This is a genomic window from Demequina lutea (assembly GCF_013409005.1).
GTDB classification, from domain to species: Bacteria; Actinomycetota; Actinomycetes; order Actinomycetales; family Demequinaceae; genus Demequina; species Demequina lutea.
Genome location: NZ_JACBZO010000001.1, coordinates 2,468,138 through 2,492,178, shown reverse-complemented (window position 1 = coordinate 2,492,178; position 24,041 = coordinate 2,468,138). Strand labels below are relative to the sequence as shown.

The following is a 24,041-nucleotide window of genomic DNA, read 5'->3' as shown; positions in this document are numbered from 1 at the left end:
AGGATAGTCCCGGAGGAGCTATGAGTCCGAACTATTACGATATTGGTCCCGGGTGGCCTGCGTTTGTCGCGACGTTTGCGTTGGCACTTGCGGTCATTCTGTTGTCCCGCTCGCTCAATAAGCACCTGCGAAAGGTGCGTTTCGAGGCCGCCAATCGCGCACAGGCGTCCGCCTCTGCGGCGCGCCCTGCGTCAGGGGTGAACGCTGAAGACCGCGATGGCGGTGGCGATGTAGTGGCACGCGAAACCGACGATGGTGAGTGAGTGGAAGATCTCGTGAAAGCCGAAATAGCGCGCTGAGGGGCCGGGCCACTTGAAGCCATAGATGATGGCGCCGACCGTGTAGCAGAGGCCCCCAGCGGCGATCAGCCACACGACGGCGGGCCCGCCCGCGTAATAGAACGGCTTGATGTAGCCGATGGCGACCCAGCCCATTGCGACGTAGAGCGGCACGTACATCCATCGCGGCGCGTTGAGCCACAGGATCCTGAAGAGCATCCCGAAGATGGCTCCGACCCACACGAGCACGAGCACGAAGACACGCATTTTCCCCTGGAGGAGGATCACTACGAGCGGCGTATACGTTCCCGCAATGATGAGGAAGATATTGGCGTGGTCCATTCGCCGCAGCACGGCCTGCGCTTTGGGCGACCATGTCCCTCGGTGATAGACGGCGGAGGTGCCAAAGAGCATGACGGACGTGAGGGCGAAGACGCCCGACGAGACCCTGCCCGCGAGCGTCGGGGCGAAAACCATGAGGACCATGCCGGCGATCAGCACAAGTGGCGCTGCACCGAGGTGGAGCCAGCCGCGCAACAACGGCTTGCCAATTGTTGGCCAGTTTTCCTCGTTGGAGGAGGCAGTTGAGGCCTCGGGAACCGCTGTGTCGTCCATGTACCTACGATACCGTAGGTTTGCGGCGGCGGCGGGAGCCGTAGCATCGTCCTCGGAGGTCGAACATGGGGATGCGTAGCGCGCTCTACCGCGCGTACGAGACGGTGCTTGCGCGCGATCTCAAGGTAAGGGGCCCCGCCCCATGTCACATCGGCGTGATTCTCGATGGGAATCGTCGCTGGGCGAAGCTGAGTGGGGCGACCACCGCCCACGGGCACCGCAGGGGAGCGGACAAGATCACCGAGGTTCTCGAGTGGTCTCAAGAGAGCGGCGTCCAGGTGGTCACCCTGTGGATGCTGTCGACGGACAATCTCGAAAGGGATCCGATCGAGCTTGGGGCGCTCCTCGAGATCATTTGCGACTCCATCGAGGAGCTCGCTCGTGACGGCCGATGGCGGCTCCAGCATGTCGGCGACGCATCGTTGCTTCCAGAATGGGTGGGGCTGCGCCTCAATGCCGCCGTGGAATCCACGTCGAAGGCGACCGCGCTGCACGTCAACGTGGCCGTGGGTTACGGCGGTAGGCACGAGATCGCCGCGGCCGTGCGCGCGTACCTGTTGGCAGGAATCGCCCAGGGCCAATCGCTTGAGCAAGTAACCGAGGGCTTCACCGTGGAGGACATCGCGGAGCACCTGTACACGAAGGGGCAGCCGGATCCCGACCTGGTCATCCGCACATCGGGCGAACAGCGACTCGGCGGCTTCCTGTTGTGGCAAAGCGCGCACACGGAGTTCTACTTTTGCGACGCCTATTGGCCCGACTTTCGCAGGGTCGACTTCTTGAGGGCGCTTCGCAGTTACGCGCAGCGCGAGCGTAGGCACGGACGCTAAGCGGCCCGTTCCAGGCGGCACGCCCGGGCGCGGGGGCGTGGATTTCGACATGGTGAATGGCGGCGTGTTGCGCCGAGCCGTGGTCGCCCTCGGCGTAGCGTCCGAAGGGTGGTAGACACCGTGGGGTCCCAAGAGGGGCCCACCTGACACATCGCCGTAGGGCGGTGAATGCCCTACGGCCCGACACCGCCTGGAGCATCCGTGACCGACACTCGTCCTCTCAGAGTCACCGATTCAGCGATCGACACCGCCGTACGCACCTTCGTGCTCGACACGTCCGTGCTCCTCTCGGATCCGCGGGCACTCAAACGCTTCGCCGAGCATGCAGTGGTGCTTCCCGTGGTGGTGGTCACCGAGCTTGAGGCCAAGCGTCACCATCCCGAGCTGGGCTATTTTGCCCGCTCCGCACTACGGGCGCTCGATGATTTGCGGGTTCAGCACGGCACACTTTCCCAGCCCATCCCTGCCAATGAGGCGGGTGGAACCCTTCGCGTCGAACTGAACCACACGGACCAGGACGTGCTCCCGAGCGGATTCCGGCTGGGGGACAACGACACGCGCATCCTTGCCGTTGCGGCGAACCTGCGCGCCGAGGGCCATGCGGTCACGGTGGTTTCCAAGGACCTGCCGATGCGCGTCAAGGCATCGGCCCTCGGCATCGACGCGGAAGAATACCGCGCGGAACTTGCCGTCGAGTCCGGATGGACGGGCATGCGCGAGATCCACTTGGGCGACGACCAGATGTCACAGTTGTGGGACAACGAGTTGATCGCCGCATCGGCAGCGGACGATTGCGGCGAGGACCTTGCGTCGCTGCCGATTCACACCGGGCTGGTCATCCACTCTCCGCGCGGCTCGGCACTCGGGCGAGTCTCGGACGCCGGTGCCGTTCGCTTGGTGCGCGGCGACCTCGAGGCGTTCGGCCTGCACGGGCGTTCCGCCGAGCAGCGCATCGCCCTCGACCTGCTCCTCGACGAATCGATCGGAATCGTGTCGATGGGGGGACGCGCAGGGACGGGCAAGTCGGCGCTCGCATTATGTGCGGGCCTGGAGGCCGTCTTGGAACGTCGCCAGCACAAGAAGATCATGGTCTTCCGCCCGCTCTACGCGGTGGGCGGTCAGGACCTCGGCTACCTGCCTGGTTCCGAGTCCGAGAAGATGAACCCGTGGGCCCAGGCGGTGTTTGACACCTTGGGTTCCGTGGTCTCGGCGACGGTGGTCGAGGAGGTCATGGCCAGGGGACTGCTCGAGGTTTTGCCGCTCACACACATTCGCGGGCGCTCGCTCCACGACGCGTTCGTGATCGTCGACGAGGCGCAGTCGCTCGAGCGAAACGTCTTGCTCACGATGCTCAGCCGCATCGGCCAGGGTTCGCGCGTCATCCTTACCCACGATGTGGCGCAGCGCGACAACCTAAGGGTGGGCCGCCACGACGGAGTCGCCGCGGTGATCGAGGCGCTCAAGGGCCACCCGCTTTTCGCGCACGTGACCCTGGAACGCTCCGAGCGTTCCGCGGTGGCCGCGCTCGTGACGGACATGCTCGAGCGTCTGGATCTGTAGAAGGCTCGGATCTCTAAGGCTCGGACCGCCGTGGCGTCACGCGCTGGGAGAGTCGATCTCCCCGGCGGGGCAGCAGTCGTCTGGCACGGCCACGTCGAGCCCGTAGAGGGTATTGATCGCGCTCAGGTATTCGTCGGTATGGCCCGACTCCGCCATCTCTTTCGCCCGCACCGTGGGAGTGTGGAGTAGCGCCTTGGCAAAGTGCCGCAGGGCGGCCTCGGTTGCGGTCGCCTGGGCGGAGATCGATGGATCGGCGCCCGGACCGGGCCTCACTCGCGCCACCTCCCGTTCAAGCAAGCCAAACACGTGCTCGCGCAAGGCGACGATGGCGGGGTCGACCGAGCGACCGGATTCGTCGGTCGCGAAACGGGCAACGGCGTGGGCGACGATGGCGCGGGCAGTCTCGAGCGCCGCCATCGATTCCCCGGGGGCGTGGAACTTCACGTCCTCAAGTCGCACCACATTGACGCCACGCAGCAGTTCCACGCCGGCCGCAACGTCGCGATGAAGCGCCAAGTCGATGAGCGTCAACGAGTGTCCGCGCGAACTCATCGCCTGAGCCACGAGCGAGGGCGTCAGCACGATCGACTCGCCGCCGGAGCAGGCGAGCACCACGTCGGCCTCTTCGAGCGCCTCCACGAGGTCCTCGGCCGTCACCACCTCAAGGTCGTGACGGGCCGCGATCTCGCCCCCGCGCCCGGAGGGCGAGTACACGCCGGTGACGCGCGCACCGCGACCGCGCAACACGCCGATCCCCGTGTCCGCGAGTGCGCCGGTGCCCACGACGAGTGCGTTCGCCCCGCGCCACGTGACGGTAGCGTCGGCGAGGTCGAAGGCGACGGACATGACCGACCGGCCGGAGGTTCCCAGGCCCGTGGACGAGGCGACAACGCGCGACGTGCGTAGCGCCGACTGGAAGAGGCGATCAAGCGCGGGCGACAGGTGGCCCGCCTCACGCGCGTCGATGTGGGCGCGGCGCACCTGGCCCGAGATTTCGCGTTCGCCCACCACCATCGACTCGAGTCCGGAGGACACCGACATGAGGTGTTCCACTGCGTCGTCGCCCTCGTAGGCCAAGAGAGCGGCGTCGATGGCGTCCGCCTCGAGAGATGTCATGGAAGACAGGGCGGAGACCACCTCCGCGCGAGCAGCGACGGGGTCGGTCACATCGAGGTACAACTCGAAGCGGTTACACGTGGGCAGGACCACGGCACCGGTCACAGTGGAGCCAATGACCGTGTTCCCCAGGCGATCAGAGCCGACGCTCAGTTGCTCCAGGGTATTCAAGTCTTTGTTGTGGTGGCTCGCCACGAGGGACAGTAGTGCCATTCGGCAATTCTTACACGCCGGGAGTGGGGGAGAATCAACGCATGGTTCTTCTTCCCAACGGTCATCCGCTCGTAGCGGGCAGTGCGTCGGCGTCACCCCTGGTTCGCGCCTTGCGGGGTGACCGCCCCGAGCGCACCCCCGTGTGGTTCATGCGCCAGGCGGGTCGTTCGCTTCCCGAGTATCGGGAGGCGCGCAAGGGCACCACAATGCTCGAGGCGTGCCTCGACCCCGCTCTTGTCGCCGAGATCACGGCGCAGCCCGTGCGTCGGCACGGAGTGGATGCGGGCATTCTCTTCAGCGACATCGTTGTTCCCCTGCTGCTCGCGGGGGTTGATGTGACGATCAAGCCGGGCGTCGGCCCGGTGTTTGCGTCGCCGGTGCGGACGGCCGCCGATGTCGCGGCGCTCCCTTCGCTCGGCTCCGCCGCGGACCGCGGAGGCTTTGACCGCTCGCTTGACGTCGTGAGACAAGCGGTCTCGGCATCGCTGGGGTTGCTCGGGGAGACGCCCCTCATCGGGTTCGCGGGTGCGCCGTTCACGTTGGCGGCATACATGGTTGACGGCGGCCCCTCGCGCGACCACCTGGAGGCGAGGCGCCTCATGATCGCGGACCCCGAGACGTGGGACGCGCTCATGAATTGGGCCGCGGACGCGGCGGGCCTGTTCCTCAGGGCGCAGGTTCTCGCTGGAGCGAGCGCGGTGCAACTCTTCGACTCCTGGGTGGGATCCGTCCCGCGTGATCGCTATGTTGCGCGCTGCGCACCCGCGACCGCGCGGGTGTTCTCGCATGTCGGCGACCTTGAGGTGCCCCGCATCCACTTCGGCACCCACACGGGTCACCTGCTTGAGGACATGAAGGAGGCGGGGGCAACGGCGATGGGCATCGACGTGACCGTGCCCTTGGACGAGGCGGCGAGGCGTCTTCCGGGCGTGCCCCTGCAAGGCAACATCGACCCCGCGGTCCTGGGTGCTCCGTGGGAGGCGATTGAGGCGCATGTGCGGGACGTGGTGCGTCGAGGCCTCGCCGCGCCCTCTCACGTTGTCAACCTGGGCCACGGGGTTCCACCGGACACCGATCCCGAGGTGTTGACCCGGATCGTAGACCTGGTTCATGGCCTCTAGGACGGGCCGCACGTGGGTCGTGATCGGCGGCGGCATCGCGGGCCTCTTGGCGGCTCGCAGGCTTGCGGGGGCCGGGCATGCGGTCACGCTGCTCGAGCGCGACGACGCGCTTGGAGGCCGGGTGAGCAGCGTCGACGTTGCCGGCCTCACGCTCGACGCGGGGGCCGAGTCCTTCGCTACTAGGGGTGATGTTGTTCAAAGGCTGTGCGAGGAGCTCGGGCTAGGGGATCTTGTCGCCGAGCCGACGACGTCCCCTGCGTGGGTGATCTCTCCCGGCCGCGCCTACCCGCTTCCTGCTACCGGTTGGCTCGGGATCCCCCTGCGACCCCTCGCGGCCGACGTGCGACGCGTGCTCGGGTGGTGGGGCGCCATGCGCGCGTGCGCGGACCTCGTGTTGCCCACGGGGAGCATTGGCGACGACGCCACCGTGGGCTCGCTCGCGGCGGCCCGCTTGGGCAGGCGAGCCGCCGATCGGCTTCTCGCGCCGGTGATGTCTGGCGTCTATTCGCGACCGCTCGACGACCTGCGGCTCGACGCGATCGCTCCCGGTCTGGCCGCGGACGTGCGCGAGCGGGGCGGGCTGATCCGTGCGGCGCGGAGCCGCCGCTCCCTGGGCGCCCCCGGCTCGGCCGTGAGGGGGATCGTTGGGGGAGTGTCCGTCTTGGCTCGAGCCGTGGCTGCCGACGCGGAGCGCAGGGGCGCGGTACTTCGCACCGGCGTGGAGGTCACGGGCGTGGAGCGTGCGGTCAGCGGCGCCGGGTGGCGACTCTCCACGAGCGAGGGGCCTCTCGATGCCGACGGCGTCGTGCTGGCAGTGCCCCGCCACGTCGCCGTGCGCCTCCTTAACGAGGAGCCAGAGGAGGCGCGCCACGTGGCCATCGTCATCATGGTGGTCGACGCCCCCGCGCTCGACGCGGCGCCCCGCGGCACCGGAGTGCTCGTGCGCCCAGGGGTGACCCGCGCCAAGGCCCTCACCCATGCGAGCGCCAAGTGGCCGTGGCTTGCGGCCATGCTGCCTCCCGGTCGTCACGTGGTCAGGCTGTCTTATGCGGTGACACCGGGAGAGGGCGTCACCGACCATGCGGTGGTGGACGCCGCGCTGTTGCTCGGCGTGAGACTCACGGACGAGGACGTCGTCGGCATTGCGTCGCGCGAGTGGCCGGACGCGAGCCCCGCATCGGTTGCCTCCCGTCAGCCGATGAAGGGGGTCCACCTCGTGGGATCCGCTGCGGGGTTGAGTGGATTGGCCGCAATTGTCGCGGCCGATGCGGCCTCCGATTTCTCCTGACGGCACTGCCCGATTTCTCCTGACGGCACCTGGGGGGAGAGACTGTGGTCATGACCGAAAGTCCCGAAGGTTTTACCCTGTTCAGTGTTCTCGATGGTGGCGGTTTTGAGGGCGACCCCGACGCGGCGGTGGCCGCGTTCGACGAGGTCGTCACCGCGGCGGAGCAGCGAGAGGTTGTGTTGCGCGGCCTTTACGACGTCTCCGGGTTGCGCGCCGATGGCACCGTCATGCTCTGGCTTCACGGCCCGAGACTTGAGGATCTCCAGTCGACGCTCAGAGCCCTACGCGCAACGGAGTTGCTCGAAGGCACGTATTTGACCTGGTCGGCCGCGGGAGTGCACAGGGCGGCGGAGTTCAACCGCGCCCATGTGCCAGGCTTTTTGCGTGGCGAGCGCGCGCGAAACTGGCTCACCGTGTACCCGTTCGTTCGGTCCTACGACTGGTACCTGTTGCCGGACGAGGACCGCTCTCGGATGCTGCGCGAGCACGGGATGAAGGGCGCGGCCTTCAAGTCAGTGGTGGCCAATACGGTCGCGGCTTTCGCGCTCGGCGACTATGAGTGGCTGCTTCCCATGGAAGCGGACGAGGTCACCGACCTGGTCGACATGATGAGAGACCTCAGGTACACGGAGGCCCGCCTTCACGTGCGCGAGGAGGTGCCGTTCTACACCGGACGGCGCATCACCAGCGCCGAGGCGGCGGAACTCCTCGCGTGACGACCGACGCGCTGCCGCCCCTGGCGGCGTCGTCCCGCGTCGTGCCTCCCGCGTCGTACGACTGCATCCTGTTGGCGGGCTTTGGTGGCCCCGAGGGTCAGGACGACGTAATCCCATACCTGCGCAATGTCACGCGCGGCAGGGGCGTGCCGGACGAGCGGCTCGAAGAGGTTGCGCTCCACTACCGCCACTTCGGCGGCATCAGCCCCATCAACGAACAAAACCGCGAGCTCAAGGTCGCGCTCGAGGCCGAGATCGCCGCGCGCGGGCTCGCCTTGCCGGTGTACTGGGGGAATCGTTTCTGGGCTCCGTACTTCGCCGATGTCCTGCGCGAGCTTCATGCCGATGGCCACTGTCGCGTGCTCGTGCTCGTGACCACCGCGTTTTCGAGCTACTCCGGATGCCGCGCCTATCGCGAGGACATCGCGGCGGCGCTCTCTGAGACGGGGCTCGAGGGCGAGCTCGCTCTCGACAAGGTGCGCCAGTACTTCGACCACCCCGGCTTCGTGGAGCCCAACATCGATGCGGTGCGCGGGGGACTGCGCGCGCTCGCGGCCGAGGGCAACGGAGCTAGGCCGCACGTGATCTTCTCGACGCACTCGATTCCGAGCACCGCAGCCGATGCGTCGGGCCCTCGCGAGTCGCGACCGGACGGCACCCCCGTTCCCGTGGGCGGCGGCGAGGAGTGGAACGCTGGTGGCGGCTGGTACGCCGCCCAACAGCGGGCGATCGCGACGCTCGTCATGGATGCCGTGAAGGACGAATTTCCGGATGTGCCGTGGTCGCTCGTCTACCAGTCGCGATCAGGAGACCCGAGCGTTCCGTGGCTCGAGCCCGATATCAACCTCGCAATCGAGGCGCTCGATGCGGACGTGAGCGGCCTGGTGATCTCGCCGCTCGGCTTCGTGAGCGACCACATGGAGGTCGCGTGGGACTTGGACAACGAGGCGCTTGAGACGTGCGGGAAGCGTGGCCTCGCGGCCGTGCGTGTTCCCACGGTGGGTGTTGAGCCGCGCTTCGTGTCCGGCCTGGTGGATCTGGTCCAGGAGCGTCACACTGCGGATGGCTCTGCCCCTATGGAGCGACGAGCGCTCACCGACCTGGGGCCGTGGCAGGACGTGTGCCCCGCGGACTGCTGCGTAGGTCGTGGATCCAAGCCCACGATCGCGTCGGCGGGCTAGCGGGGCCAGGCCCTAGCGGTCGCCCGTCATCGTCGTGACGTCGAGAAGCGCATCCAGCTGCTCCAACGTGACCTCGCCGCGCTCGACAAAACCGAGGTCAATCACGGCCTCGCGCACGGTGAGACCGGCCTTGACGGCGTGCTTGGCGATCTTGGCGGCGTTCTCGTACCCGATGACCCTGTTGAGCGGCGTGACGATGCTCGGCGAGGCCTCGGCGTAGCGGCGGGCGCGGTCGACGTTGGCGGTGATTCCCGCGACGGTGCGGTCCGCGAGGACCGTCGATGCGTTTGCCAGCAGGTTCATCGACTCGAGCAGGCTCAGCGCCATGACGGGTATCTGCACGTTGAGCTCGAAGGCCCCCGATGCGCCCGCCCACGCCACAGTGGCGTCATTACCGATTACGCGTGCACACACCATGAGCACCGCCTCGGGGATGACGGGGTTGACCTTGCCCGGCATGATGCTTGATCCGGGCTGTAGGTCGGGAAGTGAGATCTCGCCTAGGCCCGTGTTGGGGCCGGAGCCCATCCAGCGCAGGTCGTTGCAAATCTTGGTGAGGCTCACCGCGATCGTCCGCAGGGCCCCCGAAGCCTCGACGAGTCCGTCTCGCGCCGACTGCGCCTCGAAGTGGTCGCGGGCCTCCGTGATGGGCAGCCCCGTGTCTTCGGCCAGCAAGGCGATCACGCGCTGCGGAAAGCCTGTAGGCGTATTGATCCCCGTGCCCACCGCGGTTCCTCCGAGGGGAACCTCGGCGAGGTGGGGCAACGCGGAGTGCAATCGCTCGATTCCGTAGCGCACTGCAGCCGCATAACCGCCGAACTCCTGGCCCAAGGTGACGGGGGTGGCGTCCATGAGGTGCGTGCGTCCCGACTTCACGACGGAGGCAAATTCGGCGGCCTTCGCCTCGAGCGCGGTCGCCAAATGATCCAGCGCGGGGACCACGTCATTGACGAGCGCCGAGGTGGCGGCCACGTGCACCGATGTGGGGAAGACGTCGTTGCTCGATTGGGACGCGTTGACGTGGTCGTTCGGGTGCACGGGGGAGCCTAGTTCGCGTCCGGCGAGGGTCGCGATGACCTCGTTCGCATTCATGTTGGAGCTGGTTCCCGAGCCCGTCTGGAAGACGTCGACAGGGAACTCGCCGTCGTGACTGCCCGCAGCGACCGCGTCGGACGCGACGACGATCGCTTCTGCGATCGCCGCGTCGATGACTCCAAGTTCGGCGTTGGCGCGCGCCGCGGCCTTCTTGACGCGGGCGAGCGCTTCGATGTGTCTGCGCGTCAGGCTGAGCCCCGATATCGGGAAGTTCTCGACGGCCCGCTGAGTCTGTGCGCCGTAGAGGGCGCTGGCGGGTACGCGAACCTCGCCCATCGTGTCGTGTTCGATGCGATATTCCATGTCGACCATTGTGTCAGGAGGAACCTTCCGTGCCGTCTCTTGCGCCGTCGCGTTCCCTCAGAAGCCGGGCCCTAGGGTAGCGTGAAGAACGTTATCGAACTGCTCGCTCTGGGGTAGAGGTCGTGGTCGGTAACGGCTACACTGAAGGCGGCCCTCGGGCTACCACCGTCAACGGCGACCCCCATCCAAGCGGCATAGCCGCGTGCGAGGTCACTCCCGGACGCAGACACCACTCGAATGAGGGGCGCGTCCGCAAGAGCATCAAGCCGCGACCAGGGGGACACAATGGCACTCACCGCCATTCCAGCCGATCAACTAGCCGCCGCGCTTCGCGAGGGCGAAGAGGCATCCGGCAGCGAACTGTTTAACCTTGCTACCTCCAAGGACTCCAAGATCAGGGAGAGCCTTGCGGCCCGCCCTGACGCTCCTCTGAGTGTGCTGATTCTTCTCGCACAGGACTCGAAGTCGAACGTGCGCAAGGCGCTCGCGGCGAACCCCGCGGTCGGCATCGCGACGTCGGTGCTTTCGATCCTCGCGACGGACAAGGACACGGATGTCGTTCTTGCGCTCATCGAGAATGCCGCCACGCCGGCGGCTACCTTGCGAGTACTTCTCGACCACGGCAAGAAGAACGTGCGCAGGGCCGCGGAGTCGCGCCTCCTCGTCCTGTAGCGCTTCTTGGGCGAGAGGCGAGCGTCAGGACTCGCCGAGTTCGGTCCTGGTGGGAGGATTCGCTCCCGATCGAGACACGGTGATCCCCGCGATGCGGGCACAGCGCTGAAGAATCTGCGTGACCTGTGGCAGGTCGATGGCCCTCAGGGCGTCCCTGCGGTGGCCACCTAACAATTCGGCCGACCACAGGCCGTCGATCAGGCCCGACATGAAGGAGTCGCCCGCTCCGACCGTGTCCGCGACCTCCACGACGACGCGCGGTACCGACACCATGCCCCCCGCACACACGGCGAGCGCGCCGTCGGATCCCAAGGTGACCACCACGAGCGCGGGGCCGAGCGCGAGCCACCGCTGTGCCGCGTCGGTCGGGTCCTCGGTTGGGAAGAGCCACTCCAGGTCCTCGTCGGACACCTTGACCACATCCGCAAGCGCGACCAAACGCTCGATGGTCGTCTCCGCTTTCCCGCGGTCGCCCATGAGTGTTGGCCGAACGTTGGGGTCGTACGTGATGGTCGCTCGCTCTTTTGCGGCCTCAACGAGGCGTTCGACGGCGCTCGCTCCCGGCTCAAGCACCGCGGCGATCGAGCCGGTGTGGACGACGACCGGGTCCGGAATGGTGGTCGAATCATCCGGGAGCGCCCACTCCAGGTCGAAGTCGTAGGTGGCAACGCCGTGCCCATCGAGAGTCGCGGTTGCAACGGACGTGCGCGGCGCGGCAATCGTGGCGGCGACGATCGCGCCCGACGACTCGACATGGGCGCGCACCAACGTGCCGTACGCGTCGTCCCCGAGCGTCGTGAGCAGTTCTACGCTTCTGCCCAGTCGCGCGAGGCCAAACGCGACGTTGGCGGGCGAGCCTCCTGCATGAGCGGTGTGGGTTCCATCGGGCCTGCGCACCACATCGACAAGCGCCTCGCCGATGACGAGGGCGTGCTCAGGCATCGCTACCGCTTGTGGCGGCCTCGATCGTTCGCTGTGCGCCGTCGAGCAACTCCTCGCAACGCTTCGCGAGGGACTCGCCGCGCTCCCAGAGGGCCATCGATTCGTCGAGAGTCGCGGCCCCCGCCTCGAGTTTGCTGACGATGGATACCAGTTCATCGCGGCACTTCTCGTAGGACAGGCCGTCGACCGGCGGAGGCTTCGTTGTCACTTTCCCACGGTATCGCGTCATAGAACCGGCCGCGACTCCTCTCATAATGTGCCAAGCGGCCGATAAGTCCCATGACCGCTGGCGCCGATATTCACAATGAGGTGAAATCATGTTGAACGAATCCCGACCCGGAGCGCCCGGGCCGCTCGACCCAAGCCTGTCCGACAACGATCTGGCTCAGTTGGCAAGATCCGACGAAGCCAAGGTGCGAGCGGGCGCCGCCGCGCACCCAAATACGCCCCTGACCCTGATACTGAAGTTGGCGCGGGACGAGGCCAACTCGGTTCGCGCGGGCGTTGCCCGCAATCCCAGGAGGGACATCCCTGAGGAGGTCTTCCGGGAGCTTGCGAGTGACAAGGCGCCCGATGTGGTCTTTGCCCTCATTGCCAACGACGCGGTGCCCGACTCGGTGATTGCGCGCGTGATGCGCGGCAAGCACAAGGACGCCATCGGACCCGCGAAGGCACGCCTTGCCAAGAAGGGTGGCGGGATGACGGGGCTGCTAGGAGCTCTGCGTTCTTAGCAGACGGGTTCGCGCGCGCCCTATGAGGGCGCGGAGACGGCCGTGACGTCCGCGTCGAGGTTGCCGCGTGCCAACCGGATCGAGAGGTGCCCGCCCACGGCGACGTCGTTGTGGGCGCGGACGATGTCACCCTTTTCGGTGCGCACGACGGCGTAACCGCGTTCGAGCGTCGATTGAGGGCTCAAGGCATTGAGCGCAGCGACCGATGTTGAAGTGTCGGAGCGTGCTCGCGCGATGGCGCCCGAGACTGCGGCTCTCAGCCCTGAACGGGCGAGCGAGACCACGTCCCTATGCGGGGCGAGCATCCGGACGGGTTGAGCGAGAACGGGCCTCGAGCGCAGGTCGGTGATGCGCTCCCGCTCGCGGCCCAATCGTGAGCTGAGCGCACCGAGCATCAAGGCGCGCGCGCCGGCGAGCCTGTCCCGCTCGAGCGCCGCGTCGGGGACCACGTGTTTTCCGGCATCGGTCGGGGTCGACGCGCGATAGTCCGCGACCAGGTCGAGCAGGGGAGAGTCCAATTCATGCCCAATCGCGCTGACGAGGGGCGTGACAATCGCCGCTGCGGCGCGCACGAGCGACTCGTCACTGAAGGCGAGCAAATCCTCGAGGGAGCCGCCTCCTCTCGCGACGACGATCACGTCGACGTCCTCGATCGCGTCGAGCTCGCGCATCGCCTTCACGACCTCGGGAACCGCACGCGGGCCCTGGACAGTGACCCTGCGAATCTCGAAGCGCGCCGCGGGCCACCTCAAGAGCGCGTTGGTCACCACGTCGTGCTCGGCGTCGCCCTGGGTCGCGACGACAAGGCCGATGCGGCGCGGGATGACGGGGAGCGGAACCTTGCGGTCGGGGGCGAAGAGTCCCTCCGCTCCGAGGGCGTTCTTGAGGGCCTCGATGCGGGCCAACAGGTCGCCGAGGCCCACGGCACGCGCCTCGTCGGCGACCATCTGCAGGTCGCCGCTCCTGGTCCACCACTGGGGCTGAGCGTGGAGCACGACTCGCGCACCGTCGTCGAGCGGTATCCCCATCGCCTCGGCCTGTGCCCAAGGAATCGTCGCCTTGAGCGACATGTTCTCGTCGGTGTCGCGCAAGGTCAGGAACACCAAGTGCTTCCATCTCTTGACGTTGAGTACCTGACCCTCGACCCATACGGGGCTTATGCGCGCGACGTACTCACCGATCTTGGGGCTCAGGTGGCGCACTGGCCACGGTCGCTCGGCCGATGTCTCGGCGGCGGTCGCGGGGAGGGACGCTCTCGCTGCAGGCAGCGCCGGGTTGGGAAGCGCGCTGTTGGGAAGCACAGCGCCGTCGCGCTCGTTGAGAGAGTGGGTCACCCTCTCAGCCTGCCACGTAGGATGGATTTCATGCCCTCGTCTCACTCAAAGCGTGTTCTCCTCGCCGCGCCCCGCGGCTATTGCGCGGGAGTTGATCGAGCCGTGATCGCCGTCGAGAAGGCCCTCGAGCTCCATGGCGCCCCGATCTACGTGCGCAAGGAGATCGTCCACAACAAGTACGTCGTGGAGACGCTGACCGAGCGGGGCGCGATCTTCGTGTCGGAGACGGAGGAGGTCCCCGAGGGTGCTCGCGTGGTGTTCTCCGCGCACGGGGTGTCTCCCGCGGTCCGCGAGGCCGCCAACGCTCGCTCGCTCATCAGCATCGACGCCACGTGCCCCTTGGTCACCAAGGTGCACAAGGAGGCGGTGCGCTTCGCCCGCGAGGACCAGACGATCCTGCTGATCGGCCATGCGGGTCACGAGGAGGTCGAGGGCACGGCAGGCGAGGCCCCCAAGAACACGATCATCGTGAATTCGCCGGAAGACGTGGCTGGGCTCGAGGTAGCCGACCCCGACAACGTCGTGTGGCTCTCGCAGACCACGCTGTCCGTTGACGAGACGATGGAGACAGTCGGCAGGCTGCGCGAGCGCTTTCCAAATCTGCAGGACCCGCCGAGCGATGACATTTGCTATGCGACCCAGAATCGCCAGGTCGCGGTCAAGAAGATTGCCCCTGACGTGGAATTGATGATTGTGGTCGGGTCGGCAAATTCCTCAAACTCGGTGCGTTTGGTCGAGGTGGCCCTCCAGTCGGGCGCCGATGCGTCCTATCGGATCGACCGCGCTCGCGAGATTGACGACAAGTGGTTCGACGGGGTCACATCCGTGGGCGTCACATCGGGCGCATCGGTCCCCGAGATCCTGGTGCGCGACGTGCTCGACTACTTGGCCGCCCGCGGGTATGACACGGTGGAAGAGGTGCGCACCGCCACCGAGGACCTGATGTTTTCGCTGCCGCACGAGATCAGGGCGGATCTCAAGGCGCGCGAGGCGGCGGCTTCCGCCTAGGCGTCGGAGTCAGGCTCGGCGGCTCGGTGAGATTCGGCATCTGCCCCGATCTCAAGCTCGGGGGCTGTCTCAAATTCAGGCGCTGCGATCTGGCGAATGTCAAGGTGCACGGGCACCGACTCCTCGATTGTCGCGGTGATTTCCTGCATCTCGCCGAACTTCCTGGCGCTGACCAGCACTCTGGACTCCATCGATGCGACCGTGGCGTTGTAGGCCTTGCCCGCATTGTCGAGCGCCTTGCCCACGCGCGCGAGGTGCCCGCCCATCGTGATGAGGCGGTCGTAGAGTTCCTTGCCCGTGGCAAGCACCTGTTGCGCGTTCTTGGCGAGGGTGTCCTCCTTCCAGGCGTGGGCGACCGTGCGGAGCATGGCCACGAGCGTGGTCGGCGTGGCGATCACGACGCGCTTCTCGAACGCGTATTCCTGAAGCGCGGGGTCCTGCTCGAGAGCCGACTGGTAGAAGGCCTCGGAGGGAACGAACATCACGACGAATTCGGGTGCAGAGGCGAACTGTTCCCAATACTTCTTCCCGGCGAGATCGTCGACGTGCTTCTTGACATGGCGCGCGTGGGCGAGCAGTCGCTCCGCGCGCACGGCCTCATCGTCGGTCTCGAAGGCCTCGAGCAGGGCCGATAGCGCGACCTTCGAGTCGACCACGATCGTGCGCCCACCGGCGAGCTTGACCGTCATGTCGGGGCGCAGGTTCTTGCCCTCGGCGTCCTTGACGTTCTCTTGCTCCTCAAAGTCGACGTACCTCACCATGCCTGCGAGTTCGACCACGCGACGCAACTGCACCTCGCCCCAGTTGCCGCGCACATCGGACCTACGCAAGGTATTGATGAAGTCGGATGTCTTTTTGTCGAGCTTGGCGGACGCCTCAAGCATTTGGCGCACCTGCTGCCCGAGCGTTGCCTGTCCCTCGGCGCGGTTCTTGTCCGCCTCGGTGGTCTGGCGTCGCACGTCATCGAGTGCCTTCGCCATGGGCTCGACGAGCTTCTTGACCGACTCCTCGCGCTTGGCGAGTTCGGCATCGGCCGCCTGGCGCTCGCGCGTGAGTCGCTCCTGCGCGATTTGGAAGAACGACTCCTGGCTTTGCTTGAGGTTTTCCGCGCTGAGGGCCTGGAACTGTTGCTTGAGCAGTTCCTGGTCGCCGCGCACCTGGGCCACGTAGCGCTCGTGGGCGGCGGTCAGCTCAACCTCGCGGTGGGCCGCAGTTTCGTGGGCCTCCACCACGCGTCGCTCGAGCTCCACCGCGCGGGAGCGTTCGACCTCGACCGCTCCCCGCGCCTCGGCGACCCGGGCGTCGGCGCCTCGCGCGGCCGCCGATGCGCGCAGTGCGCCAACGAGAAATCCAATGACAATCCCCACGGCGATGCCCGCGACGGCAATGGCTACGTTCATGATCACCACTGTGTCACGGCCCGGTGACAGGGGTAGCAGGCACGCTGTTGATCCAGGGCCATGCTCACAGTGTGATGCGCGCCACATTTTTGCCCGCTGACACGAATCGATGCCAAGGCGTAACGTGTTCGTTACTTCATGTTTTCTAATATGGACACATCACGTGGAAAATCCCCGTGACCCTTCGTGGCTGCCATTTTTTGCCGTATCCGGCGGGAGAGTGGCGTCACGAGTGCAGAAAGGAGCCCGAGTATGAAGCTCGGCACATTTGGCAAGGGACTGGCTCTCGTTGCGACAGCGTCGCTGGTTTTGGCCGCCTGCTCGTCAAAGAGCGGCACGACGAATCCGACTACTGCGGCGACTTCAAGCGCCTCGACCAGCACCGCGATCATCAGCACCAACGGCTCCGAGCCTGCGAACCCGCTGATCCCATCGGCCACCAACGAGACTGGCGGCGGCAAGATCGTCGACTCGATTTTCTCGGGCCTCGTCTACTACGACGCAAAGGGCGCGCCTCAGAACGAGGTCGCGGACTCGATCACGACCACCGACTCGCAAACCTTTACCGTCAAGTTGAAGTCCGGTTGGACGTTCACTGACGGCACCCCCGTGCAGGCCCACAACTTTGTGGACGCATGGAACTGGGCTGCCGACCTCGCCAACGCGAAGATCTCGCTTAACAGCTACTTCTTCGAGCCCATCGAGGGCTTCAGCTGGGACAACTCGGTGCCTAAGATGTCGGGCCTCACGGTTGTTGACGACCTGACCTTTACGATCAAGTTGGTTCAGCCGCAGGCAGACTTCCCGCTCTCGCTGGGATACACGGCCTTCTACCCGTTGCCCGACTCGTTCTTCACCGACCCGGCTGCCTTCGGTAAGGCTCCGGTAGGCGACGGCCCGTACATGCTCAAGAGCGCCGCGGACTGGCAGCACGACGTTCAGATCGATCTCGCCGTCAACCCCAGCTACAAGGGTGGCCGAGTTCCTCAGAACGGCGGACTGAAGATCGTGTTCTACGCGACGCAGGATGCGGCTTACGCCGACCTCCGCCAGGGCAACGTGGATGTCATTGACGGCATTCCGAGCTCCGCGATCGCGACGTTCAAGACGGACCTCGGTGACCGCGCGGTGAACCAGCCTGCGGCCATCTTCCAGTCCTTCACGATCCCCGAGCGTCTTGCGCACTTCTCTGGCGCAGAGGGCAACCTCCGTCGTCAGGCGCTGTCGATGGCGATCGACCGCAAGCAGATCACGGATGTCGTGTTCCAGGGCACCCGCACGCCGGCCAGCGACTTCACGTCGCCTGTCATCAGCGGTTGGTCTGACAAGATCCCAGGCTCTGAGGTCCTGAAGTACGACCCGACGAAGGCCAAGGCCCTGTGGGCTCAGGCCGACGCCATCTCGCCGTGGACCGGCACGTTCAAGATCGGTTACAACGCCGACGGTGGCCACCAGGCCTGGGTCGACGCTGTGATCAACTCGATCAAGAACGCGCTCGGTATTGACGCCGAGGGAAGCCCGTACCCGACGTTTGGGGAGTTCCGCACGGACATCACGAGTGGGACGATCCAGACCGCGTTCCGTACCGGTTGGCAGGCGGACTACCCGTCGCTGTTCAACTTCCTCGGCCCGCTGTATGGCACTGGTGCAGGTTCCAACGACGGCAAGTACTCGTCGGCGGAATTCGACGCTCTCCTCAAGCAGGGCTCGGCCGAGTCCGATCCTGTCAAGGCGAACGTCATCTTCCAGAAGGCTCAGGAGGTCCTCTTCAAGGACCTTCCCGCCATCCCGCTGTGGTACTCCAACGTGACCGGCGGTTACGCCGACACCGTGAGCAACGTGGTGTTTGGCTGGAACTCGGTGCCGCTGTACTACCAGATCACCAAGAAGTAGTTACCGAGAAGTATCCAAGTCGATGGCCCGTCCCGCTTAGGCGGGGCGGGCCGTCGCGCTTCCGCCGCCTCGTGTCCTTAGCGCTCCTTTGCCGATTGGGGCGTGGCCTTGGTCGGACAGTGCCCGCCTCTTGGCACAGTAGAATCGGCTTTCAAATGCTCACGCCAACCGACATGTACGGGGTCTACCCATGCTGATGTATGTGGGGCGCCGCCTGCTTCAGGCCATCCCTGTGTTCTTCGGAACGACGTTCCTGATCTACTTCATGGTCTTCTCGATGCCGGGAAACCCCGTGCTCGCGCTGTTTGGCGACAAGACGCCGAACCCGGCGGTGCTCCAGAGGGTGATGGAGCAGTACAACCTGGATAAGCCGTTCATCGTTCAGTACTTCCTGTACCTGAAGAACCTGGTGACGGGGAACCTTGGGGTGACCTTCTCTGGCAGGAACGTGAGCGACATTTTCGCGCGCGCATTCCCCGTGACCCTCAAGCTGGTCATCATGGCCGTGGTCATCGAGCTGCTCCTGTCGGTCGTGATCGGCCTGATCTCGGGCCTCCGCAAGGGGCGCGTTCTCGACCACTCGAACCTCATCGTCGCGCTCGTGCTGAGCTCGGTCCCGCCGTTCGTGGCGCTGTTCGTGGCCCAGTATTTCATCGGCATCAAGCTCAACTGGGCGCCCGTGACGGTCGGGGCGAATGCCACGTATCCCGCGATGCTGTTGCCCGCCATCGTCATCGCCCTCACGATCTACGTCACGGGGATGCGGCTCATGCGCGGCTCCGTCATTGAGGCCCAGTCCGCCGAGTACGTCCGCACCGCCGCGGCCAAGGGACTCACGCGTCGCCGCATCATCCCCGTGCACATCGCGCGAAACTCGCTCATCCCCGTCATGACCAACACGGCGGCGAGTTTTGGCGGGCTGATCGCTGGCACCACGGTGACCGAGGGCATCTTCAACATCCCCGGCATCGGCAATGTGCTATTCAAGGCGATCATACTCGGCGAGAATGCGACGATCGTGTCCTTCGTGACCATCCTCACGGTTCTCTACGTCCTCGTGAACATTCTGGTGGACCTGCTCTACGCGGTCCTTGACCCAAGGATCCGGTATGTCTGACCGCAAGATCGAACATTACGTCGCTCCAGTCGACCCGGCAGACGACATCGAGGTCGACAGGGTCAAGCTCGGCGACCGCCGGTCCAATCTGTGGATTGACGCGTGGCGCGACCTGCGACGCAGGCCGCTGTTCTATATTTCCGTCGCTATCGTCCTCATCGTCAGCGCCGCCGCGCTGTTCCCTTCTCTCTTTACCAACGTCCCGCCAAATCTTCATTGCACGCTGGACCACTCGAACGGAGCGCCCGCAGCGGGGCATCCACTCGGCTTCACCTTCCAGGGCTGCGACGTCTACTCGCGCGTCGTGTTCGGTGCGAGCACCTCGCTGTCGGTAGGCATCTTGGTGGTGCTCATCACGGCCGTGGTCGGCATCCCGATGGGGGCCCTCGCGGCGTACTACGGAGGCTGGATTGACTCGGTCCTGTCCCGCGTCGGCGACATCTTCTTTGCTATCCCCTACTTTCTCGCGGCCGTCGTGGTGATGTCGGTGCTCTCCGCGCACCGCAACGTGTTGGTGATCGCCTTCGCGATCGGAGGATTCGCGTGGGCGTCGCTCGCGCGCATCTTGAGGGCCGAGGTGCTGCAGGTGAAGAATCTCGAATACGTGATGGCCTCCGAGGCCGTCGGCCGGTCGAAGTTCTCGACCCTGATGCGGCACGTGCTCCCCAACTCGCTTACGCCAGTGATCGTCTACCTCACGATCGCCCTCGGTGCGGCGATCACGGCGGAGGCGACGCTGTCGTTCCTGGGAATCGGGCTCCCGCCCTCGACGATGTCGTGGGGCAATGACATCTCCCAGGCCCAAACCTCAATCAGGGTCGCACCCATGGCGCTGTTCTGGCCGTCCCTCGCGCTGACCATTACCGTGCTCGCGTTCATCATGCTCGGCGAACTCATCCGCGACGCGCTCGACCCGAAGGCGAGGGCTCACCGATGAGCAAGGACGACATGGTAGAGATCCTTCCGATCGCGGCGACCCCCAGGGTTGACCCGAACGCGCCCCTCGTGCAGGTCCAGGACCTCGAGGTCACGTTTGTGACGGGCATGGGCGACGTCCAGGCGGTGCGCGGCATCTCGTTCGACATTTTCCCTGGAGAGACGGTCGCGATCGTCGGCGAGTCGGGGTCGGGCAAGTCGACGACGGCGACCGCGCTGATCAACCTACTCGCGGGCAACGGGCACATCTCGGCGGGCAAGATATTGGTCGACGGCACCGATATCACGCACTTCAACGAGAACCAGATGGCCGCCATCCGCGGCAAGGTGATCGGCTACGTTCCTCAGGACCCGATGTCGAACCTGAACCCCGTGTGGTCGATCGGCTTCCAGGTCCGCGAGGCGATCCGCGCCAACGGCGTGGCCTCGGGCCGCAAGGACGTCCAGGCGAAGGCGATCGAGGTGCTCCAGCAGGCGGGCCTGTCGGATGCCGAACGACGCATGAAGCAGTTCCCTCACCAGTTCTCCGGGGGCATGCGCCAGCGCGTGCTCATCGGCATTGGACTCGGAGCGGAGCCGCGCCTGCTCATCGCGGACGAGCCGACATCCGCCCTCGACGTGACGATTCAGAAGGTCATCCTCGACCACCTGGAGTCGCTCACGCGCGACCGCAACACGGCGCTGCTGCTCATCACGCACGACCTTGGCCTCGCGGCGGAACGCGCGACGAAGCTCATCGTCATGCACAGGGGCAAGATCGTCGAGGCGGGTGCGAGCCTGGATATCCTGCAGCACCCGCAGCACCCCTACACGAAGCGACTCATCGCGGCGGCGCCGTCGCTTGCGTCGCGCCGCATCCAGTCGTCGACTGCTGCGGTGCTGGCCGATGACAATGTGCCTGACATGCTCAGGCTCGCGGCGCGTCACGAGGCGATCGAGGCAAAGCTCGACAAGGCCCCCATCGCGGTCTCGGTGAAGGGCCTGCGCAAGACGTACTCGATCCGCCGCGGGGGCTTCAGGTCCGAGCCGCTGCACGCGGTTGACGGGATCTCCTTCGATATTCACAAGGGCACGACGCTTGCGCTCGTGGGCGAGTCGGGCTCGGGAAAGTCAACGGCCGCGCGACTGATTCTCGGCCTTGAGAAGCCTACGGCTGGCGCGGTCACCATTAACGGCACGGCGATGACGGGGGTGTCGCGTAGCGACCTGTTCAAGCTCCGTCGTCAAATGCAGGTGGTGTTCCAGGACCCCTACGCATCGCTCGATCCGCAACGCTCGATCGGCGCGATCATTGCCGAGCCCCTCAAGGTTCACGGGGTGGGCGACCGCGAGGCGCGTGAGGCGCGCGTCGAAGAGGTTCTTGACCAGGTGGCTCTTCCCACCGCCCTCGCACACCGTTACCCCAACGAGCTTTCGGGCGGTCAGCGGCAGCGCGTTGCCATCGGTCGTGCGCTCGCACTCAAGCCCGACGTCCTCGTTCTCGATGAAGCGGTCTCCGCTCTTGACGTGCTCGTCCAGGCGCAGATCCTCCAGCTCCTCGCCGACCTCCAGGAGGAGTTGGGTCTCACGTACCTCTTCATCACGCACGACCTCGCGGTCGTGCGTGTGGTTGCCGACTTCGTGGCGGTGATGGATCAGGGCAAGATCGTCGAGACCGGCCTCACGGACGACATCTTTGACCACGCACAGGAGCCCTACACTCAGCGCCTGCTTGAGGCGATTCCAGGCGCGGGCATCGAGTTCGCTTCGTAGCGACCTCGAGGAACGCGTCTTCGCCTCAGCACGAGGCGCGGCGAGCGGCTAGGTATCGGATGATGGGGAGGCCCCGGCCGCCCCATCATCGTTCCCCGGCTCCTCATGGGGGTCGAGAGACCACGTGACGTCGAAGTCGACGCCCAGGTCGGGAAACTCGAATGGCGGCGGCCCAGCGACGGGAGGGGGAGCGGGCAGGATGCGCTCGGCCTCGAGCTGCTTGCGCGCGTTGGCCATGCCCGGGTTGAAGAGTTCTCCGAATGCCATTCCGCCACGGTACGTCACGTCGGGCGCCGAGGCGAGGGCGCGCCGTCGACCCCCGGCTAGACTTGCTCCCCGTGGCTCTTACTATCGGCATCGTCGGACTGCCAAACGTCGGCAAATCAACCCTGTTCAATGCGCTCACCCGCGCGAGTGTTCTCGCGGCGAACTATCCGTTCGCCACGATCGAGCCCAACGTGGGGGTCGTCCCTCTGCCTGACCCGCGGCTCAATGTGTTGTCGGGGATCTTCGGTTCGGAGCGCATCCTTCCTGCCACCGTGTCTTTCGTGGACATCGCCGGCATCGTCAAGGGTGCGTCGGTGGGTGAGGGGCTAGGTAATGCGTTCCTGGCGACCATCCGCGAGGCCGATGCGATTTGTCAGGTGACGCGCGTGTTCGCTGATCCAGACGTGATCCACGTCGACGGCAAGGTGGACGCCGCGAGCGACATCGAGATCATCACCACCGAGCTGATTCTTGCGGACCTGCAGACCATCGAGAAGGTCATTCCTCGTCTCGAAAAGGAGGTCAGGGTCAAGAAGGGCGACCCCACCTTGCTTGCCGCGGCGGAGACGGTGAAGGGGATCCTCCAGAGGGGCGAGACGGTGTCCGCGGGAGCGAAGGCCGCCAAGCTCGACCTCGCTGAGGTGCGCGAGTTCAATCTCCTCACGGCCAAGCCGTTCATCTACGTCTTCAATACGGACGATGCCGGTCTCGCCGACGAGGCCGCCAAGGCCGCGCTTACCGCTAAGGTCGCGCCGGCGGACTGCATCTTCCTCGACGCCAAGTTTGAGGCCGAGCTCGTCGACCTCACGGAGGAGGAGGCCCACGAGATGCTCGAGGCCAACGGCCAAGAGGAGTCGGGCCTGGATCAGTTGGCCCACGTCGGCTTCCACACGCTCGGCCTGCAGACCTACCTCACGGCCGGCCCCAAGGAGTCGCGTGCGTGGACCATTCGCCAGGGCGCGACGGCCCCCGAGGCCGCGGGCGTGATCCACACCGACTTCCAGAAGGGCTTCATCAAGGCCGAGGTGGTGCACTTCGCCGACCTGGTCGAGGCCGGTTCGATGGCCGCGGCGAAGGCGGCGGGCAAGGTGCGCATCGAGGGCAAGGAATACGTGATGCACGACGGCGACGTGGTGGAGTTCCGCTTTAACGTCTAGCCGCTGGTCGCCCGGTGCCCGTCTGGAACGTCGTGCCTCGTATTAGGCGCGAGTGCGGCCTAGGATGGAAACGTGGCAGCGTCGCGACAGAGATGAGGGCATGGTGGCTAACATCCAAGCAGGTTGGTATGACGACGGGTCCGGCAAGCAGCGTTGGTGGGATGGCCAGAAGTGGACCGACCAATTTCAGTCGCCGCAGCCTAGTGAGGGCGGGATTGGCGGCATCGTCAGCAGAATTGAAGCGGACGCTGTTTCCGGGGCACAGGCTCGACCCGCTCCGAACGGCGCGAGTTATGTGGTGCTCCAGGTCATTCTCAAAGAAAAAATGTGGGGTACCGGATCTGGGAACCTCACTGAACTGGAGGCGGCAGTCAATGCTCAGGCCGCCATGGGGTATCGACTGCACACCATCACCACTGCGGCGTCTGGGAGTAAGGGCCTCGGTGGTGGCGACCGCATTCAGGCCACGATGGTCTTCGAAAGACTCACGTAGTCGGGAAGTTCGGTTCACTCGAG

At 65.8% G+C, this 24,041-nt stretch carries 23 protein-coding genes; 15 read left to right on the top strand and 8 right to left on the bottom strand.

All coding sequences use genetic code 11. The annotated features are described in order from the left end of the window. Positions 1-191: 191 nt before the first annotated feature. The gene (gene trhA, locus BKA03_RS12015) at positions 192-893 is read right to left on the bottom strand and encodes a PAQR family membrane homeostasis protein TrhA (RefSeq protein ID WP_062074153.1); all 702 of its coding nucleotides are present in this window, start codon (positions 891-893) and stop codon (positions 192-194) included. Positions 894-958: 65 nt separating this feature from the next. On the opposite strand from trhA, the gene BKA03_RS12010 reads away from it, so the two are divergent. Together BKA03_RS12010 and phoH2 are read left to right on the top strand one after the other, a co-directional pair. Beyond that, the gene (locus BKA03_RS12010; protein ID WP_062074152.1) at positions 959-1,723 is read left to right on the top strand and encodes an isoprenyl transferase; all 765 of its coding nucleotides are present in this window, start codon (positions 959-961) and stop codon (positions 1,721-1,723) included. A 168-nt stretch (positions 1,724-1,891) separates the two neighbouring features. Next, complete coding sequence (gene phoH2, locus BKA03_RS12005) at positions 1,892-3,283, top strand: RNA 5'-3' helicase PhoH2 (RefSeq protein WP_083971122.1); 1,392 nt, start codon at positions 1,892-1,894, stop codon at positions 3,281-3,283. 36 nt (positions 3,284-3,319) lie between these two features. Here phoH2 and BKA03_RS12000 read toward each other — a convergent pair whose 3' ends face one another. Beyond that, positions 3,320-4,612, bottom strand: a complete 1,293-nt coding sequence (locus tag BKA03_RS12000; protein WP_062074150.1) for a glutamyl-tRNA reductase — start codon at positions 4,610-4,612, stop codon at positions 3,320-3,322. A 41-nt stretch (positions 4,613-4,653) separates the two neighbouring features. Between BKA03_RS12000 and hemE the strand changes: the two genes are divergently transcribed. Genes hemE through BKA03_RS11980 form a run of 4 tightly spaced genes read left to right on the top strand, consistent with a single transcriptional unit; the run spans position 4,654 to position 8,918 of the window. Then, a complete protein-coding gene (hemE, locus tag BKA03_RS11995; RefSeq protein ID WP_062074149.1) occupies positions 4,654-5,733 on the top strand; it encodes a uroporphyrinogen decarboxylase in 1,080 nt (359 codons plus the stop codon). Beyond that, on the top strand, positions 5,723-7,021 hold the full coding sequence (locus BKA03_RS11990; protein WP_062074148.1) for a protoporphyrinogen/coproporphyrinogen oxidase: 1,299 nt from the start codon (positions 5,723-5,725) through the stop codon (positions 7,019-7,021). The genes hemE and BKA03_RS11990 overlap by 11 nt, the downstream gene beginning before the upstream one ends. 50 nt (positions 7,022-7,071) lie before the next feature. After that, on the top strand, positions 7,072-7,737 hold the full coding sequence (hemQ, locus tag BKA03_RS11985) for a hydrogen peroxide-dependent heme synthase (RefSeq protein WP_062074414.1): 666 nt from the start codon (positions 7,072-7,074) through the stop codon (positions 7,735-7,737). After that, positions 7,734-8,918 (top strand): ferrochelatase, encoded by a 1,185-nt coding sequence (locus BKA03_RS11980; protein WP_062074147.1) that lies wholly within the window; start codon positions 7,734-7,736, stop codon positions 8,916-8,918. Before hemQ ends, BKA03_RS11980 begins: the two co-directional genes overlap by 4 nt. A gap of 12 nt (positions 8,919-8,930) precedes the next feature. On the opposite strand, the gene BKA03_RS11975 is transcribed toward BKA03_RS11980, so the two are convergent. Continuing rightward, positions 8,931-10,325, bottom strand: a complete 1,395-nt coding sequence (locus BKA03_RS11975) for a class II fumarate hydratase (RefSeq protein WP_062074146.1) — start codon at positions 10,323-10,325, stop codon at positions 8,931-8,933. Positions 10,326-10,601: 276 nt separating this feature from the next. Here BKA03_RS11975 and BKA03_RS11970 point away from each other — a divergent pair, with 276 nt between their 5' ends. Further along, the gene (locus BKA03_RS11970) at positions 10,602-10,988 is read left to right on the top strand and encodes a hypothetical protein (RefSeq protein ID WP_062074145.1); all 387 of its coding nucleotides are present in this window, start codon (positions 10,602-10,604) and stop codon (positions 10,986-10,988) included. 24 nt (positions 10,989-11,012) lie between these two features. Here BKA03_RS11970 and BKA03_RS11965 read toward each other — a convergent pair whose 3' ends face one another. Further along, positions 11,013-11,930 (bottom strand): carbohydrate kinase family protein, encoded by a 918-nt coding sequence (locus BKA03_RS11965; RefSeq protein WP_062074144.1) that lies wholly within the window; start codon positions 11,928-11,930, stop codon positions 11,013-11,015. Beyond that, positions 11,923-12,138, bottom strand: coding sequence for an exodeoxyribonuclease VII small subunit (locus BKA03_RS11960; protein WP_308477978.1), 216 nt, complete (start codon positions 12,136-12,138; stop codon positions 11,923-11,925). Before BKA03_RS11960 ends, BKA03_RS11965 begins: the two co-directional genes overlap by 8 nt. A 109-nt stretch (positions 12,139-12,247) precedes the next feature. Here BKA03_RS11960 and BKA03_RS11955 point away from each other — a divergent pair, with 109 nt between their 5' ends. Next, positions 12,248-12,661: a hypothetical protein gene (locus tag BKA03_RS11955; protein ID WP_062074142.1), complete on the top strand. Its 414-nt coding sequence runs from the start codon at positions 12,248-12,250 to the stop codon at positions 12,659-12,661. A 20-nt stretch (positions 12,662-12,681) separates the two neighbouring features. Here BKA03_RS11955 and xseA read toward each other — a convergent pair whose 3' ends face one another. After that, complete coding sequence (xseA, locus tag BKA03_RS11950) at positions 12,682-13,995, bottom strand: exodeoxyribonuclease VII large subunit (RefSeq protein ID WP_238579358.1); 1,314 nt, start codon at positions 13,993-13,995, stop codon at positions 12,682-12,684. 30 nt (positions 13,996-14,025) lie between these two features. Between xseA and BKA03_RS11945 the strand changes: the two genes are divergently transcribed. Beyond that, the gene (locus BKA03_RS11945) at positions 14,026-15,003 is read left to right on the top strand and encodes a 4-hydroxy-3-methylbut-2-enyl diphosphate reductase (RefSeq protein ID WP_238579357.1); all 978 of its coding nucleotides are present in this window, start codon (positions 14,026-14,028) and stop codon (positions 15,001-15,003) included. On the opposite strand, the gene BKA03_RS11940 is transcribed toward BKA03_RS11945, so the two are convergent. Then, positions 15,000-16,403 (bottom strand): DNA recombination protein RmuC, encoded by a 1,404-nt coding sequence (locus tag BKA03_RS11940; RefSeq protein ID WP_083971119.1) that lies wholly within the window; start codon positions 16,401-16,403, stop codon positions 15,000-15,002. The two genes, BKA03_RS11945 and BKA03_RS11940, sit on opposite strands and share 4 nt — an antisense overlap. A 252-nt stretch (positions 16,404-16,655) precedes the next feature. Between BKA03_RS11940 and BKA03_RS11935 the strand changes: the two genes are divergently transcribed. The 4 genes from BKA03_RS11935 to BKA03_RS11920 all read left to right on the top strand — a co-directional run bounded on the left by BKA03_RS11935 (position 16,656) and on the right by BKA03_RS11920 (position 22,101). Continuing rightward, the gene (locus BKA03_RS11935) at positions 16,656-18,296 is read left to right on the top strand and encodes a peptide ABC transporter substrate-binding protein (RefSeq protein ID WP_062074140.1); all 1,641 of its coding nucleotides are present in this window, start codon (positions 16,656-16,658) and stop codon (positions 18,294-18,296) included. Between the two features lie 190 nt (positions 18,297-18,486). Next, positions 18,487-19,413, top strand: a complete 927-nt coding sequence (locus BKA03_RS11930) for an ABC transporter permease (RefSeq protein WP_062074139.1) — start codon at positions 18,487-18,489, stop codon at positions 19,411-19,413. After that, the gene (locus tag BKA03_RS11925; RefSeq protein ID WP_062074138.1) at positions 19,406-20,350 is read left to right on the top strand and encodes an ABC transporter permease; all 945 of its coding nucleotides are present in this window, start codon (positions 19,406-19,408) and stop codon (positions 20,348-20,350) included. The genes BKA03_RS11930 and BKA03_RS11925 overlap by 8 nt, the downstream gene beginning before the upstream one ends. Before the next feature lie 11 nt (positions 20,351-20,361). Beyond that, a complete protein-coding gene (locus tag BKA03_RS11920) occupies positions 20,362-22,101 on the top strand; it encodes a dipeptide ABC transporter ATP-binding protein (RefSeq protein WP_062074412.1) in 1,740 nt (579 codons plus the stop codon). A gap of 48 nt (positions 22,102-22,149) precedes the next feature. On the opposite strand, the gene BKA03_RS11915 is transcribed toward BKA03_RS11920, so the two are convergent. Beyond that, positions 22,150-22,368 (bottom strand): hypothetical protein, encoded by a 219-nt coding sequence (locus BKA03_RS11915; protein ID WP_062074137.1) that lies wholly within the window; start codon positions 22,366-22,368, stop codon positions 22,150-22,152. Between the two features lie 71 nt (positions 22,369-22,439). On the opposite strand from BKA03_RS11915, the gene ychF reads away from it, so the two are divergent. Further along, positions 22,440-23,525, top strand: a complete 1,086-nt coding sequence (gene ychF, locus BKA03_RS11910; protein WP_062074136.1) for a redox-regulated ATPase YchF — start codon at positions 22,440-22,442, stop codon at positions 23,523-23,525. Between the two features lie 100 nt (positions 23,526-23,625). After that, positions 23,626-24,018, top strand: coding sequence for a DUF2510 domain-containing protein (locus BKA03_RS11905; RefSeq protein WP_062074135.1), 393 nt, complete (start codon positions 23,626-23,628; stop codon positions 24,016-24,018). Positions 24,019-24,041: the final 23 nt, after the last annotated feature.

What these genes read in the sequence shown, in the direction of transcription:
- trhA (WP_062074153.1), bottom strand. Translation starts at nt 893, where the DNA reads ATGGACGACACAGCGGTTCCCGAGGCCTCAACTGCCTCCTCCAACGAG.
- BKA03_RS12010 (WP_062074152.1), top strand. Translation starts at nt 959, where the DNA reads ATGGGGATGCGTAGCGCGCTCTACCGCGCGTACGAGACGGTGCTTGCG.
- phoH2 (WP_083971122.1), top strand. Translation starts at nt 1,892, where the DNA reads ATGCCCTACGGCCCGACACCGCCTGGAGCATCCGTGACCGACACTCGT.
- BKA03_RS12000 (WP_062074150.1), bottom strand. Translation starts at nt 4,612, where the DNA reads ATGGCACTACTGTCCCTCGTGGCGAGCCACCACAACAAAGACTTGAAT.
- hemE (WP_062074149.1), top strand. Translation starts at nt 4,654, where the DNA reads ATGGTTCTTCTTCCCAACGGTCATCCGCTCGTAGCGGGCAGTGCGTCG.
- BKA03_RS11990 (WP_062074148.1), top strand. Translation starts at nt 5,723, where the DNA reads ATGGCCTCTAGGACGGGCCGCACGTGGGTCGTGATCGGCGGCGGCATC.
- hemQ (WP_062074414.1), top strand. Translation starts at nt 7,072, where the DNA reads ATGACCGAAAGTCCCGAAGGTTTTACCCTGTTCAGTGTTCTCGATGGT.
- BKA03_RS11975 (WP_062074146.1), bottom strand. Translation starts at nt 10,325, where the DNA reads ATGGTCGACATGGAATATCGCATCGAACACGACACGATGGGCGAGGTT.
- BKA03_RS11970 (WP_062074145.1), top strand. Translation starts at nt 10,602, where the DNA reads ATGGCACTCACCGCCATTCCAGCCGATCAACTAGCCGCCGCGCTTCGC.
- BKA03_RS11965 (WP_062074144.1), bottom strand. Translation starts at nt 11,930, where the DNA reads ATGCCTGAGCACGCCCTCGTCATCGGCGAGGCGCTTGTCGATGTGGTG.
- BKA03_RS11955 (WP_062074142.1), top strand. Translation starts at nt 12,248, where the DNA reads ATGTTGAACGAATCCCGACCCGGAGCGCCCGGGCCGCTCGACCCAAGC.
- BKA03_RS11945 (WP_238579357.1), top strand. Translation starts at nt 14,026, where the DNA reads ATGCCCTCGTCTCACTCAAAGCGTGTTCTCCTCGCCGCGCCCCGCGGC.
- BKA03_RS11940 (WP_083971119.1), bottom strand. Translation starts at nt 16,403, where the DNA reads ATGAACGTAGCCATTGCCGTCGCGGGCATCGCCGTGGGGATTGTCATT.
- BKA03_RS11935 (WP_062074140.1), top strand. Translation starts at nt 16,656, where the DNA reads ATGAAGCTCGGCACATTTGGCAAGGGACTGGCTCTCGTTGCGACAGCG.
- BKA03_RS11930 (WP_062074139.1), top strand. Translation starts at nt 18,487, where the DNA reads ATGCTGATGTATGTGGGGCGCCGCCTGCTTCAGGCCATCCCTGTGTTC.
- BKA03_RS11925 (WP_062074138.1), top strand. Translation starts at nt 19,406, where the DNA reads ATGTCTGACCGCAAGATCGAACATTACGTCGCTCCAGTCGACCCGGCA.
- BKA03_RS11920 (WP_062074412.1), top strand. Translation starts at nt 20,362, where the DNA reads ATGGTAGAGATCCTTCCGATCGCGGCGACCCCCAGGGTTGACCCGAAC.
- BKA03_RS11915 (WP_062074137.1), bottom strand. Translation starts at nt 22,368, where the DNA reads ATGGCATTCGGAGAACTCTTCAACCCGGGCATGGCCAACGCGCGCAAG.
- BKA03_RS11905 (WP_062074135.1), top strand. Translation starts at nt 23,626, where the DNA reads ATGGTGGCTAACATCCAAGCAGGTTGGTATGACGACGGGTCCGGCAAG.